At 67.0% G+C, this 13,797-nt stretch carries 13 protein-coding genes; 8 read left to right on the top strand and 5 right to left on the bottom strand.

Annotated elements, in window-relative coordinates; genetic code table 11:
• Positions 1–55 precede the first annotated feature (55 nt).
• Positions 56–2,758 (top strand): cation-translocating P-type ATPase, encoded by a 2,703-nt coding sequence (locus tag MELE44368_RS22860; RefSeq protein ID WP_128110580.1) that lies wholly within the window; start codon positions 56–58, stop codon positions 2,756–2,758.
• On the opposite strand, the gene MELE44368_RS22855 is transcribed toward MELE44368_RS22860, so the two are convergent.
• The 3 genes from MELE44368_RS22855 to MELE44368_RS22845 form a co-directional block, all read right to left on the bottom strand.
• Positions 2,755–3,960: a cytochrome P450 gene (locus tag MELE44368_RS22855; protein WP_128110579.1), complete on the bottom strand. Its 1,206-nt coding sequence runs from the start codon at positions 3,958–3,960 to the stop codon at positions 2,755–2,757. The two genes, MELE44368_RS22860 and MELE44368_RS22855, sit on opposite strands and share 4 nt — an antisense overlap.
• Positions 3,957–4,688, bottom strand: coding sequence for an acetoacetate decarboxylase family protein (locus MELE44368_RS22850; protein WP_128110578.1), 732 nt, complete (start codon positions 4,686–4,688; stop codon positions 3,957–3,959). The genes MELE44368_RS22855 and MELE44368_RS22850 overlap by 4 nt, the downstream gene beginning before the upstream one ends.
• A 79-nt stretch (positions 4,689–4,767) precedes the next feature.
• On the bottom strand, positions 4,768–5,799 hold the full coding sequence (locus MELE44368_RS22845) for an LLM class F420-dependent oxidoreductase (protein ID WP_128110577.1): 1,032 nt from the start codon (positions 5,797–5,799) through the stop codon (positions 4,768–4,770).
• A gap of 58 nt (positions 5,800–5,857) precedes the next feature.
• Between MELE44368_RS22845 and MELE44368_RS22840 the strand changes: the two genes are divergently transcribed.
• From MELE44368_RS22840 to MELE44368_RS22825, 4 genes are read left to right on the top strand one after another with little or no spacing between them, the layout of a single operon-like run.
• Positions 5,858–6,871, top strand: a complete 1,014-nt coding sequence (locus MELE44368_RS22840; protein ID WP_128110576.1) for a Zn-ribbon domain-containing OB-fold protein — start codon at positions 5,858–5,860, stop codon at positions 6,869–6,871.
• A 9-nt stretch (positions 6,872–6,880) separates the two neighbouring features.
• Positions 6,881–7,945 (top strand): thiolase family protein, encoded by a 1,065-nt coding sequence (locus MELE44368_RS22835; protein WP_128110575.1) that lies wholly within the window; start codon positions 6,881–6,883, stop codon positions 7,943–7,945.
• A complete protein-coding gene (locus MELE44368_RS22830) occupies positions 7,945–9,114 on the top strand; it encodes a thiolase family protein (protein WP_128110574.1) in 1,170 nt (389 codons plus the stop codon). The genes MELE44368_RS22835 and MELE44368_RS22830 overlap by 1 nt, the downstream gene beginning before the upstream one ends.
• Positions 9,115–9,134: 20 nt before the next feature.
• Positions 9,135–9,989: a TIGR03619 family F420-dependent LLM class oxidoreductase gene (locus MELE44368_RS22825; protein ID WP_276050492.1), complete on the top strand. Its 855-nt coding sequence runs from the start codon at positions 9,135–9,137 to the stop codon at positions 9,987–9,989.
• Positions 9,990–10,017: 28 nt separating this feature from the next.
• Here the strand turns inward: MELE44368_RS22825 and MELE44368_RS22820 are convergent, their stop codons facing one another.
• Entirely contained in the window at positions 10,018–11,043 is a 1,026-nt protein-coding gene (locus tag MELE44368_RS22820; RefSeq protein ID WP_128110572.1) for a helix-turn-helix transcriptional regulator, read from the bottom strand.
• Positions 11,015–11,233, bottom strand: a complete 219-nt coding sequence (locus tag MELE44368_RS22815; RefSeq protein ID WP_241566738.1) for a hypothetical protein — start codon at positions 11,231–11,233, stop codon at positions 11,015–11,017. Before MELE44368_RS22815 ends, MELE44368_RS22820 begins: the two co-directional genes overlap by 29 nt.
• A 93-nt stretch (positions 11,234–11,326) precedes the next feature.
• Here MELE44368_RS22815 and MELE44368_RS22810 point away from each other — a divergent pair, with 93 nt between their 5' ends.
• The 3 genes from MELE44368_RS22810 (at position 11,327) to MELE44368_RS22800 (ending at position 13,719) form a co-directional block, all read left to right on the top strand.
• On the top strand, positions 11,327–11,935 hold the full coding sequence (locus MELE44368_RS22810) for a hypothetical protein (RefSeq protein WP_241566737.1): 609 nt from the start codon (positions 11,327–11,329) through the stop codon (positions 11,933–11,935).
• A 177-nt stretch (positions 11,936–12,112) separates the two neighbouring features.
• Positions 12,113–13,267, top strand: coding sequence for a 3-ketosteroid-9-alpha-monooxygenase, oxygenase component (locus MELE44368_RS22805; protein ID WP_128110570.1), 1,155 nt, complete (start codon positions 12,113–12,115; stop codon positions 13,265–13,267).
• 44 nt (positions 13,268–13,311) lie between these two features.
• Positions 13,312–13,719, top strand: a complete 408-nt coding sequence (locus MELE44368_RS22800; RefSeq protein WP_241566750.1) for a hypothetical protein — start codon at positions 13,312–13,314, stop codon at positions 13,717–13,719.
• The last annotated feature ends 78 nt before the right edge of the window (positions 13,720–13,797 follow it).

Raw genomic sequence — 13,797 nt, 5'->3', positions numbered from 1 at the left:
ACGGGGTGGCGATGTGCCTGCCCGATTCTCGGGCTCGTCGCTAGGCTGGTTGCCGATGACCGAGAGCTCGGCCCGCGTCGCCGCTGTAATCCCTTGGCACGCCAGAACCGTCGCCGACGTCGAAGAGTCATTGGCGACCTCACCGCATGGTCTGACGGCCGAAGAGGCAGAAGCACGGTTGAAGCGGTACGGTTCGAACCGCATCCGCGAGCAACCGCCGCCGCGCGCGATCGTGGTGTTCCTGCGCCAGTTCTCCAGCACGTTCATCCTCATCCTCGTCGTCGCCGCCGTGGTGACCCTGGCACTGGGTGAGCTGCTCGACACCGCCCTGATCGCGGTCGCGCTGCTGCTCAACGCGGTGATCGGGTTCCACGAGGAACGCCGCGCCGCCGACGCCGTGCAGGCACTGATGCAGCTCGTGGTGCCGCACTGCCGGGTGGTGCGCGACGGACAGGAATGGGAGATCGACAGCCGCGACGTCGTACCCGGCGATGTGGTTCTGCTGGAGTCGGGCAGCCGGGCGCCCGCCGACATCCGGCTCAGCGCAGTGAACAGCCTGACCATCGACGAGTCGCTGCTCACCGGTGAGTCGCTGCCGGTCACCAAGACGACCATGCCGGTGCAGGAGAACGCGGCCGCTGTCGACCGCCACTCGATGGCGTTCACCGGCACCATCGTCGCCAACGGCCGGGGCCGCGGCTATGTCGTCGCCACCGGAGACGACACCGAACTCGGATCGATCGCCGGAAGCATCCGCACCGAAGAGGCCGGGGAGTTGCCTCTGCAGGCGCGGATGGCGAAGTTCGCACAGATCGTCGGCGTCTCGGTCTTCATCGCGGCGATCGTCGCGTTCGTCTCCGGTGTGCTGCTCGGCGAGTCGGTCAGCCAGATGTTCCGCGTCGCGGTCGCGATGGCGGTGTCGGCGGTGCCCGAAGGCCTGCCGGTGGCGATGACCGTCACCTTCGCCATCGGAGTGACCCGCATGGCACGGCGAAACGCGGTGCTGCGCCGGCTGCCGGCACTGGAGACGCTGGGCAGCACGACGGTGGTGGGCTCGGACAAGACCGGCACCCTCACCGAGAACCGCATGACGGTGCAGGCGGTGTGGGCCGGCGGGCGCAGCTACGACGCCCACGAGCTGCGGGGCGCGGGTCCGACCGTGGAAATGTTGTTGACCACCGGCGTGCTCACCAACGAAGCCGATCTGGTCAAGACCGCGGAGGGCCCCGTCACCACCGGCGATCCCACCGAGGTCGCGCTGCTGGTGGCGGCGGACCGGGCGGGCATCGACCCCGGCGAACTCCGCGACCGCCACCGGATCGTGGCCGAGATCCCGTTCGAGTCGCACCGCCGATACTCGGCCACCATCCGCGAGTACGACGGCGGGCATGCGGTGTTCGTCAAGGGCGCACCCGAGCGGATCATCTCGATGTGCACGACGATGAACACCGACCAGGGACCGGTCCCGTTCGATCCGGAGAGGCTGCACACCGCGGTGCGCGAACTCGCGGCCCGCGGGATGCGGGTGCTCGGTATGGCGTACCGCAGGCTCGGCCCCGAGGCCGTACGGTCGCTGACGGGCGACGACGCCCCGCCGGGCGACTACACCGATCCGGACGACCTCGTGCTCGTGGGGTTCCAGGCGATGATGGATCCGCCGCGTGAGGGCGTGCGCGAGGCGATCGCACAGTGCCACACCGCGGGGGTGCGGGTCGTGATGATCACCGGTGATCACTCGATCACCGCGCGGGCCATCGCGCACAGGCTCGGCATCCTCGGCAACCCCGACGGCCGGGTCCTGACCGGCGCCGAGATGCGCCACCTCGATGACGACGCGCTGCGCGACCTGGTCGACGAGGTCTCGGTATATGCGCGGGTCTCGCCCAACGACAAGCTTCGAATCGTGCGCGCCCTGCAGGACCGCGGCCACGTCGTCGCGGTCACCGGCGACGGCGTCAACGACGCCCCGGCGCTGCGCGCGGCCGCCATCGGGGTGGCAATGGGCCGGTCGGGCACCGACGTCGCACGGGAAGCCTCCGACATGGTGCTGTCCGACGACAACTTCGTCAGCATCGTGAGCGCGGTCGAAGAAGGCCGCATCGCCTTCGCCAACATCCGCAAGGTCGCGTTCTTCCTGATCTCCACGGCCGTGGCGGAAACCGCGGCCATCCTGGTGTCGGTGTGGCTGGGTTGGCCGCTGTTGCTGATCCCCGCCCAGATCCTGTGGCTGAACCTGGTCACCAACGGGGTTCAGGACATGGCGCTGGCGTTCGAGCCGGGCAGCCGCGACGTGCTCAAGCGCCCACCCCGACCCCGGCGCGAAGGCATCCTGTCGGCGATGATGTGGGAACGCACCCTGCTCGTCGGCATCGTGATGGCCGGCGGCGCGCTGTACATGTTCCACTGGCAGCTCGGCCGCGACGACTCCCTGGTCGCGGCGCAGAGCGTGGCGTTGACAACGCTGGTGATCTACAACATCTTTCAGGCCGGAAACGCCCGCGCGGAGAACCGGTCGCTGTTCACCATCACCCCGTGGGGCAACCCGTTCCTGTTCTGGGCCACGCTCGGCGCGATCACGCTACACGTGTCTGCGCTGTACTTTCCGCCCACGCAGTTCGTGCTCGGCGTCGAACCGATCAGCGCGGAGGCCTGGGTGCGGGCCGTCGTCGTGGCGGTGTCGGTCCTGGTCACCGTCGAGGCGCACAAGTGGGTGCGCCGCCGGTGGCCGCTGGGCACCAGCCACGTGCACTGGGACTAGTTCACCGGCTTCGACGGCGTGAACACCACCGGCATCCGCTCCAGCCCGGACACGAAATTGGCGGGGCGCAACGGTAGTTCGTCGTCGGAGGCCAGCCGAAGGTCGGGCAGCCGCTGCAGCAGCTTGGTCTGCATGATCGACAGCTCCAGCCGGGCCAGCTGGTTGCCCAGACAGAAATGCGTACCGAAGCCGAACGCCAGGTGGTTGTTGGGATAGCGCTCGATGTCGAAGACCTCGGGATCCTCGAACACCTTCTCGTCGAAGTTGGCCGATTCGAACAGCAGGATCATCTTCTCGCCCTCCGCCAGCGCGGTGCCGTGGAATTCGGTGTCGGCGGTGACGGTTCGCGCCATGTTCTTCACCGGCGCGGTCCAGCGCAGCATCTCCTCGATCGCGTTGGGCAGCAGCGACAGATCGTTGCGCAGCCGCTCGTGCTGGTCGGGGTGCAGGATCAGTTGGCGGGTGCCGCCGGAGAGCGTGTGGCGGGTGGTCTCGTCGCCGCCGATCAACAGCAACAGCACCTCGGTGACGATCTGATGGTCTTCGAGCTTGCTGCCCTCGACCTCGGCGTGCACCAGTACGCTCACCAGATCGTCGGTCGGCGACTCCTTACGTTCCGCGATCATGCCCATCATGTACTCGCTGTAGGCGGCGAAGGCGTCCATCGTCAGCTGGAACTGCTCCGGATCGGCGGTGCTGCTCAGGAAGCTGACGAGGTCGTCGGACCACTTCAGGAACATCTCGCGTTCCTCGGGGCGCACGCCGAGCATGTCGCCGATGACCGCCATCGGCAGGGGCGCGGCGATGTCCCAGACGAAGTCGCATTTGCCGCGCTCACATACCTTGTCGATCAACGTGTCGCACAGGTTCCCGATCGAGCCCTCGAGGTCCTTGACGCGCTTGCGGGTGAAGCCGGCGTTGACGAGCTTGCGGCGCAGCAGGTGCTGCGGGTCATCCATCTCGATCATCATCTCGACGCCGGGCTGGTCGGGCCGGATCCCGCCGGCGTTGGAGAACAACTCCGGTTTGCGTTCCGCCTCGATCACCGCGGCATAGGTTGAGGCAGCGGCCAATCCGTTGCGGTCGCGGAAGACCGGTTCGTTTTCGCGCATCCACTTGTAGACCGATCGCGAGTCCCCGGCATAGAAGTTGCCGTCGGTCAGGTCGACGTCGGGTTTGGTCTGCTGTGTGATTGCGGTCATGGGTGAACCTCCTGCGCGTCTGCGAACGTCATCTCCACGTTGCCTGCCGAACTCGAGAGGAGCGCGCGTTTCGAAAAGCCAAGGGACGCGAGCTCTTTGGCGTAAGGATGGTCACCGAGGCGCACCCGGGCACCGCCGAGCCGGTAACGCACGTCGGAAAGCGTCATCTCGCCGAGCGTGCGGCGCACCACCCCGTCGCGGTAGGAGTACGTGGGATGGGCCTGCGGCTTGGACGTGAACCGCGACGGGACGGCCAACCCGCGCCGGAAGTCCATGCCGACGGCGAACCGGCCGTCGATGGTCACGTCGAACGAGTACGTGTGCCCGTCACGGATGGTGAAGTCCGCCATGACTTTCGGATAGCCCCAGATCTTGGTGCCCGCCTCCAGGGTGAACGCCTGGTCGACGGGAAGGTGGTGGACGAACGCGCCCGCCGACTGCAGCGCGCGCGGGCTCCAGCTGCCCGGCGGACGGGTGTCCTCCGGCGGGTTCACCATGATGTTCGTGCCGTACTCGTAGTACTGGCCCAAGTCGCCGTCCTCGTATCGCATCAGCATCAACACGACGATCGCGCGGCCCGGCAGGTAGCGGCAGACCGTCAGGCCGCTGTAATCGATCAACCGCTGGGCGGCGTCGGCGTCCACTGAGAACATCGCCATGTGCTGGTGCGCCTTGCGGATCTTCACCGGCATCGTCAGAACGGTGCCTGCGATGGTGTGCTGGGTCATCGCGTCAATCTAAGACGCCGAGTAGACACCTGGCAAGGAAGTGTCTACTCGGTGAGCGCTCACGCAGCGAGGACCCGCTTTACACCAGCGCGGCGAGGTCGCGGATCTGCTCGACCGAGCGGGCGCCGACGACCATCATCGTCACGCCGGCGGCCTCCCACGCCTTGATCTGCTCGCGCACGTAGTCGAGGTTGCCGACGATCGCGGAGTCGTCGACCAGCTCGTCGGGAACGGCCTTGGCGGCCTCGTCCTTGCGGTCGTTGCGGAACAGCCGGGTGACGTCGTCGACGACCTCGGAGTAACCCATCCGGCGGTACACGTCGGCGTGGAAGTTGGTGTCCTCGGCACCCATTCCGCCGATGTAGAGCGCCAGGTGCGGCTTCATCAGCTCCATCATCTCGGCGCGGTCGTCGGTGACCACCACCTGCGCCGTCGCGCAGATCTCGAAGTCCTCGCGGCTGCGGCGGGCGCCTGGGCGGGCGAAGCCCTCGTCGAGCCACTCGTTGTACATGCCCGCGATGCGCGGCGAGTAGAAGATCGGCAGCCAGCCGTCGCAGATCTCCGCGGCCAGCGCCACGTTCTTGGGTCCCTCGGCGCCCAGCATCACCGGAATGTCCGCGCGCAACGGATGCGTGATCGGCTTGAGGTTCTTACCCAGCCCGGTGGTGCCCTCACCGGTCAGCGGCAGCGGATAGTGCGGGCCGTCGCTGCGCACCGGCGCCTCGCGGGCCCACACCTGACGCAGGATGTCGATGTACTCGCGGGTGCGGGCCAACGGTTTGGGGAACCGCTGCCCGTACCAGCCCTCCACGACCTGCGGCCCGGACACCCCGAGGCCGAGGATGTGGCGGCCGCCGGAGAGGTGATCCAGTGTCAGCGCCGCCATCGCACAGGCGGTCGGGGTCCGCGCGGACAACTGCACCACCGAGGTGCCCAGCCGCATCCGCTTGGTTTCGCGGCCCCACCAGGCCAGCGGGGTGTAGGCGTCCGACCCCCAGGCCTCGGCGGTGAACACGGTGTCGAAACCGGCGTCCTCGGCGGCGGCGACCAGTTCCGCGTGGTTGTCGGGCGGCTGCGCGCCCCAATACCCCAGCTGAAGTCCCAGCTTCATTAGCTCGCCTTTCCACCCGTCCTTGAAACCATTGTTAGAACCTGTTCTACTCGATGCCGTGACCACCAGCCATAGCAGCCCGGTGCAGATCGATCCACATGAGCCGCCGCTTTCGGCACCACTGAAGCTCTCATTCGACTACACCCGTTCAGTAGGGCCACTCCTGTCCCAGTTCTTCACCGCCCTGCGCGAGCGACGCATCGTCGGCGTGCGCGGTTCCGACGGCCGAGTGCACGTGCCGCCTGCGGAGTTCGACCCCGTCACCTACGAACGGTTGACGGAAATCGTACCGGTGGGCGCCGTCGGCACCGTCCAGTCGTGGACGTGGCAGCCCGCGCCGCTGCAGGGCCAACCCCTGGACCGCCCGTTCGCATGGGCGTTGATCAAGCTGGACGGCGCCGACACCGCACTTTTGCACGCCGTGGATGTCGGAGCCGGCGGGTCCGCAGAATCCATCAGCACCGGCGCCCGGGTCTACGCGCACTGGGTCGACGAACCCGTCGGCGCGATCACCGACATCGCGTGCTTCAAGCTGGGCGACCAGCCGGAACCGGAGGGCCAGCCCGACGACCGGGAGCCGGTCACCGTGCAGGTGAGTCCATCGACGATCGAGATCCAGCACACCGCGTCGCTGCCCGAGAGCGTGTTCCTGCGCGCGCTCGAGGAGGGCAAGCTGCTGGGCGCGGGGACCAAACGCGGCCGCGACGGCAAGCCGGGCAAGGTGTACTTCCCGCCCAAGGAGGCCGATCCGGCCACCGGCCTGGCGCTCGACGAGTTTGTCGAGCTGCCGGACAAGGGCACCGTCACCACGTTCGCCGTGATCAACATCCCGTTCGCCGGGCAGCGCATCAAGCCGCCCTACGTCGCGGCCTACGTGCTGCTCGACGGCGCAGACATCCCGTTCCTGCACCTGGTCACCGAGATCGACGCCGCCGAGGTGCGGATGGGGATGCGGGTGCAGGCCGTGTGGAAGCCCCGCGAAGAGTGGGGCCTGGGCATCGACAACATCGACTACTTCCGGCCGACGGGCGAGCCCGACGCCGATTACGACTCCTACAAGCACCACCTGTGAAGGCCTGACATGACTTTGGCGAGAGATGTAGCGGTCGTCGGCTTCGCGCATGCGCCGCATGTGCGTCGCACCGACGGCACCACCAACGGTGTCGAAATGCTGATGCCGTGCTTCCACCAGCTCTACGAGGAACTCGGCCTGCAGCAGACCGACATCGGGTTCTGGTGCTCCGGATCCTCGGATTACCTTGCCGGGCGCGCGTTCTCGTTCATCTCGGCGATCGACTCGATCGGCGCGGTGCCGCCGATCAACGAGTCGCATGTGGAGATGGATGGGGCTTGGGCGCTGTATGAGGCCTACATCAAGGTGCTGACCGGTGAGGTCGACACCGCGCTGGTGTACGGCTTCGGCAAGTCCAGCGCGGGCGTGCTGCGCCGGATCCTCGCACTGCAGACCGATCCGTACAGCATGGCGCCGCTGTGGCCGGATTCGGTGTCGATCGCCGGGCTGCAGGCGCGGCTCGGCCTCGACGCCGGCAAGTGGACGCCTGAGCAGATGGCGCAGGTGGCGTTGGACTCGATGGCCGCCGCCGGCCGCACCGACAGCGAGAAACCGGCAACGTCCATCGAGCAGCTGCTCGAGCGGCCCTACTTCGCGGATCCGTTGCGCCGCCACGACATCGCGCCGATCACCGACGGTGCGTCGGCGATCGTGCTCGCGGCGGGTGACCGGGCCCGCGAGCTGCGGGAAAACCCCGCATGGATCGCCGGCATCGAGCACCGGATCGAGACGCCGGTGCTGGGCGCCCGCGACCTCACCACCTCGCCGTCCACGGCCGCCTCGGCCCAGGCCGCCACCGGCGGTGACGTCGATTCCGTTGAGGTGGCCGAGATCTACGCGCCGTTTACGCACCAGCACCTGATCCTGACCGAGGCGATCGGGCTGCCGTCGTCGACGAAGGTGAACCCGTCGGGCGGTGCGCTGGCCGCCAACCCGATGTTCTCGGCCGGGCTGGAGCGCATCGGTTTCGCTGCGCAGCACATCTTCGACGGATCCGCGCAGCGGGTCCTCGCGCACGCCACCAGTGGTCCTGCGCTGCAACAGAATCTCGTCGCGGTCTTGGAGGGACACTGATGGCCAAGAATCTCGCCGCTGTGCTGGGCACCGGGCAGACGAAGTACGTCTCCAAGCGTCACGACGTGTCGATGAGCGGCCTTGTCCGCGAGGCCATCGACAGGGCGCTGGCCGATTCGGGCGCCACGATGGACGACATCGACGCCGTGGTGGTCGGTAAGGCACCGGACTTCTTCGAGGGCGTGATGATGCCCGAGCTGTTCATGGCCGACGCCGTGGGCGCCACCGGTAAACCATTGATCCGGGTGCACACCGCAGGCTCGGTGGGCGGGTCGACCGCGATCGTGGCGGCCAGCCTGGTGCAGTCGGGCAGGTACCGCCGGGTGTTGGCGATGGCGTGGGAGAAGCAGTCCGAGTCGAACGCCATGTGGGCGTTGAGCATTCCGGTGCCCTTCACCAAGCCCGTCGGCGCGGGTGCGGGCGGATACTTCGCGCCGCACGTGCGCGCCTACATCCGTCGCTCAGGGGCGCCCACGCACATCGGTGCCATGGTGGCGGTCAAGGACCGGCTCAACGGGGCCAAGAACCCGCTGGCGCATCTGCATCAGCCCGACATCACGCTGGAGAAGGTGCTGTCGTCCCAGATGCTGTGGGACCCGATCCGGTTCGACGAGACCTGCCCGTCCTCGGACGGGGCCTGCGCGATGGTGATCGGCAACGAGGAGATCGCCGACAACCGGGTCGCCGAAGGCCATCCCGTTGCGTGGATCCACGCCACCGCGCTGCGCACCGAACCGTTGGCCTACTCGGGTCGCGACCAGGTCAATCCGCAGGCCGGCCGCGACGCCGCCAAGGCGCTGTGGCAGGCGGCGGGGATCACCAACCCGATCGACGAGATCGACGCCGCCGAAATCTATGTCCCGTTCTCCTGGTTCGAGCCGATGTGGTTGGAAAACCTCGGATTCGCACTGGAGGGTGAGGGGTGGAAGCTCACCGAGGCCGGCGAGACCGCGATCGGTGGCCGCATTCCCGTCAACGCGTCGGGCGGGGTGTTGTCGTCGAACCCGATCGGCGCGTCGGGCATGATCCGGTTCGCGGAATCGGCGATCCAGGTGATGGGCAAGGCCGGTGACCACCAGGTGCCGAATGCGCGAAAGGCGTTGGGGCACGCATACGGCGGGGGGTCGCAGTACTTCTCGATGTGGGTAGTGGGAGCCGACAAGCCGTGAAGTACACCTGCGCGGTGCCGATGTGCCAGATCGACCAGTTGATCGAGATCGCCAAGACCGCGGAGGAAGTCGGCTTCGACTCGATCGCGCTGCCGGACTCGATCTTCTACATGGAGAAGCAGTCGGCGGACTACCCGTACACACCGGACGGTTCGCGGATGTGGAACGCCGACACGCCCTGGGTCGATCCGCTGATCGCCGCCGGCGCGATGGGGGCGGCGACCTCGACGCTGCGCTTCTACACCAACGTCATGAAGCTGGGCTCGCGCAACCCGTTGCTGCTGGCGCGCCAAGTCGGCTCGGTCGCCAACCTCACCGGCAACCGGTTCGGCTTCGGGGTCGGGATCGGTTGGGCACCTGAGGAATTCGAATGGTGCGGTCAGCGCTACGCCAGACGCGGCAAACGCGTCGACGAGATGATCGAGGTGATCAAGCGCGTACTCGCGGGCGGCATGGTGGAGTTTCACGGCGAGTTCTATGACTTCGACAAGCTCCAGATGAGCCCGGCGCCAAGCAAACCGGTGCCCTTCTACGTCGGCGGACACACCGACGTGGCGCTCAAGCGAGCGGCGCGTGTTGGCGACGGCTGGACCAGCGCGATGATGACGTGCGCTCAACTGGCCGAGACCATCGGCAAGCTCAAGGCGCTGCTCGCCGGATTCGGGCGGGAGGACGAGCCGTTCGAGTTTCAGGCGGTGTGCATCGACAAGTTCGACGTCGACGGGCATCGTGAGCTTGCCGAGGCGGGCGTCACCGACAACATCGTGATGCCGTGGGTGATGGAGGGCCTGGGCTTCGACGCGCCGCTGGACAGGAAGCAGGACGCGATGAAACGCTTCGCCGACACGTTCATCCACTCGGGCTGGCAGGACTGACGCTCGCTAGCCATCGGGGTATGGTCCGTCATCCGGCTGAGTCCAGAATTCCCAGCGCGCGTGCCCGGCGTACCGCGTCGCGCCGGTTGGCAGCCTGAAGTTTGTCGAGGATCGCGGCCACGTGCTTGTCGACCGTCCTGACCGACAGGAACATGCGCTCGGCAAGTTCGGCATTGGTCAACCCCTGACCCATCAACCGGAGGACGTCGAGCTGTCGCATGGTCAGACCGCACGCATTGGCGAGTGTGGTCGGTCGACGACGGGCGGGCACCACGGTGACCCCGCGCGCCCGAAGGTCGCGCCGGACCTTCGCGGCGACGGCGGCGGCGCCGAGCCGGTCGAGCATGTCGAGTCCGCGGCGCGTCCGAGCGGGCTCACCGGTGTCGGTGAGGGCGAGCGCTGCTTCGTACGGCAGCGAAAGCCGTTGGAACTCATCGGCTGCCGCTTCGAACTCCCCGTCCAGGAAGAACCGATACGGCTGCGCGACATCGACAGCGTCGATAGCGGGATCTGCCCGATGTAGCCACATCGCCAGTTCGCCGCGGGCATACTCGAGGCCCTCGACATGACCGCGGTCGAGGATCGCGCGGCATTCGGCGAGACGGTCGTCGGAGGTTTCGGTGAGCCAGGATCGTTCGGCGATCACCGTCGCGGGGAAGACGGCGAGGGTATCTCCGCAGTGGCGCAGAACTCGCCACGCCTCGTCGATGCCCTCGACTTCCGTTGTCCCTTCCCTACGAAGGGCGATCAGCGATTGAACGAGATGAGCCCACGAACGGGCCAAGGGCACCCCGGGGATGTCGAGGACCGCGTTGGCGTCGACGATCGCGTCACCCCACTCCCCCACCATCTGTTTGAGCCGGGCGCGGTGGATATGTTGGTAGGAGCGGGCCAGCGGCACGTCGCGGTCCACACTCAGCGAGATTCTACTGTCGATGACCTCTTCGGCCTGATGGAGTCTGCGCTGCTCGAGGTCGACCAGACCCAGGTGGCTGCACCCGAACGCGTAGATTTCGTCCAGATACTCAGGCGCCGATCTGACCGCTGACCACAACGCGTCGCGACCTGCCGCAGTGGCGGGCCCGGCTGGTGTCGTCGACCGGCGGTAGCGCGGTCAGCCGCACCTCGCGGCCGGCGAGTTCCGGCAGTCTGGCGTGCACCACGGCGGCGCTGCTGGTCAACACGGTGCCGTCGGGGAAGGTGAGTTCGACCTCCGTCCCGGCCCTGACCAGCGGCAACGACACGTTCAGTACGTTGTGTGATGACCGACAGCGAAAGTAAGCACACGAACTTCGATCAAGATGCCCGGATACCGCAGACCTGAGGGTTTGACGTCGATGGCCGCCGCGGCGGCACTGCTCTGTGCTGTCACGGTCGGCTGTGAAGCGTCCAGCGCCGACCGGTCCGAAGGGTTAGGACTCCCGGCCACGGCACCGACGACATCGGCGGCGCAGTCCACGCCCACGACCAGCGAAAACGAGACAACCGAGGACTACAGCCGGCTGCTGCTTCAGCCGTCCGACATCAGCGACGCCGAAGACACCTTCACCGTGCAGTCGACCAACCCCGGTCTTGACGGACTGCCCGGGGCCAGCGCCCTGTTCGTCAACCAGGACGACACCCGCGCCGTCGCGGACACGATCGTGATCTATCCGGACGCCCAGACAGCGACCAAGACGCTGCGCGACGCTCTGCCCCGGATCGACACCCTGGTCGCAGGTGCGACCCCACGGCCCGCTCCGGTCGGCGCCGACGGCACCATGGCCGTCGGGACGTCGCGCGACGGCACCAAGGCGGCCACACTGCTGCTGTTCACGCACGGCCCGGCGTTGGTGCGCCTGGAGTTCCAGAGCGCGCTGGGTGACTCCACCACCGACGAGTTCGTGATCAAAGTCGGCAAGATGCAGGAGATCGCCCTGCGTGTCGGCCTGCCGCAGTCGCAGTGATCGCCCACCCTCACGCCTCGACGGGCGGCAGACCGGTCACGTGACGGCGCGCCGCCGTCGAAGGTGTATATGCCCGCGTCGTTGGGTTATCCCGCAGGTAGGAGCGTTTGGATTGCGCCGCGCATGGGAAAAACTGTAACGTGTTCTAGTTAGAGACACAGAACCGGGAGGCCAACCGTGAGTACGGACAGCGCAGGAATCCGTGAGATAGATACCGGCACATTGCCAGACCGGTACGCGCGCGGCTGGCACTGCCTCGGGCCGGTGAAGAACTTCCTGGACGGCAAGCCGCACGGGATCGAGATCTTCGGCACCATGCTGGTGGTGTTCGCCGACTCCAAGGGTGAGGTGCACGTCCTCGACGGGTACTGCAGGCACATGGGCGGTAACCTCGCGCAGGGCACCATCAAGGGCGACGAGGTGGCCTGCCCGTTCCACGACTGGCGCTGGGGGGGCGACGGCAAATGCAAGCTTGTGCCCTACGCGAAGCGCACCCCTCGACTGGCCCGCACCCGAAGCTGGCACACCGATGTCCGCGGCGGTCTGCTGTTCGTCTGGCACGACCACGAGGGCAATCCCCCGCAACCCGAGGTGCGCATCCCGGAGATCCCACAGTTCGAGGACCCGAACTGGACCGACTGGAAGTGGAACTCGATCCTGATCGAGGGCGCCAATTGTCGCGACATCATCGACAACGTCACCGACATGGCCCACTTCTTCTACATCCACTTCGGGCTGCCGACGTACTTCAAGAACGTCTTCGAGGGCCACATCGCCTCGCAGTACCTGCACAACCTCGGCCGTCCCGATGTCACCGACATGGGCACGAGTTACGGTGAGGCACATCTTGATTCGGAGGCGTCCTACTTCGGCCCGTCGTTCATGATCAACTGGCTGCACAACACCTACGGCGACTACAAGGCCGAGTCGATCCTGATCAACTGCCACTACCCCGTCACGCAGACCTCGTTCGTGCTGCAGTGGGGCGTCACCGTCGAGAAGCCCAAGGGCCTGGACGACGAGACCACCGAGAAGCTGGCGGCGGCGTTCACCGACGGCGTCAGCAAGGGCTTCCTGCAGGACGTCGAGATCTGGAAGCACAAGACACGCATCGAAAACCCGCTCCTGGTCGAGGAGGACGGTGCCGTCTACCAGATGCGCCGGTGGTATCAGCAGTTCTATGTCGATGTCGCCGACGTCACACCGGAAATGACGGACCGCTTCGAGATCGAGGTGGACACCACAGTGGCGAACGAGAAGTGGCACGTGGAGGTCGAGGAGAACCTCAAGCGGCAAGCCGAAGAGGAAGAGAAGGCCGACCAGAAGTCGTGACCGACGACCGCACCGCACCCGACGTCGACCGGCTGGCCCGGGCGATGTTGATGCTGCACGGCGCGCACGACGATCACCACCATTCGGCCGGCGACATCCAAGGTGGTGGAACCTGGCCCAAGGCACGAGTTTTCAGTGCTGAGCGGGCCGCCGCGCTTCGGGAGGCCACCGCACGCGACCGCGAGCGGTATCTCACCGCGGGGCTGGTGTCGATCGACTGCCGGTTCTGTCATGTGACGGTCGACGTGAAGAAGCTGGGGCCGGCGCACACCGCGGTGCAGTGGAACACCGAGGCCGCGCAGCGCTGCGCGTACTTCGCCGAGATCCGCCAGTCCGGTGGTGATCCGGCCCGCGTGCCGTCCTGCCCGAGGCTGGCCGACAGCATCAAACACGCTGTGGCCGAGGGCTGTCTGGAAGAGGTGTCGTCGGCGCCTCCCCCCGGCGACGGCTGAGCGCGCCCAAAGGGACAAACGGGCGGAAAAGTGCGAGGCATTGTCAAGTGGTGAGGGAAACATTTAGGCCGCTTGGTT

Origin of the sequence: Mycolicibacterium elephantis DSM 44368 (assembly GCF_004014805.1) — a bacterium.
Taxonomy (GTDB): Bacteria; Actinomycetota; Actinomycetes; order Mycobacteriales; family Mycobacteriaceae; genus Mycobacterium; species Mycobacterium elephantis.
The sequence above is the reverse complement of the archived record's forward strand: the minus strand, read 5'-3'. Positions and strand labels throughout refer to the sequence as shown.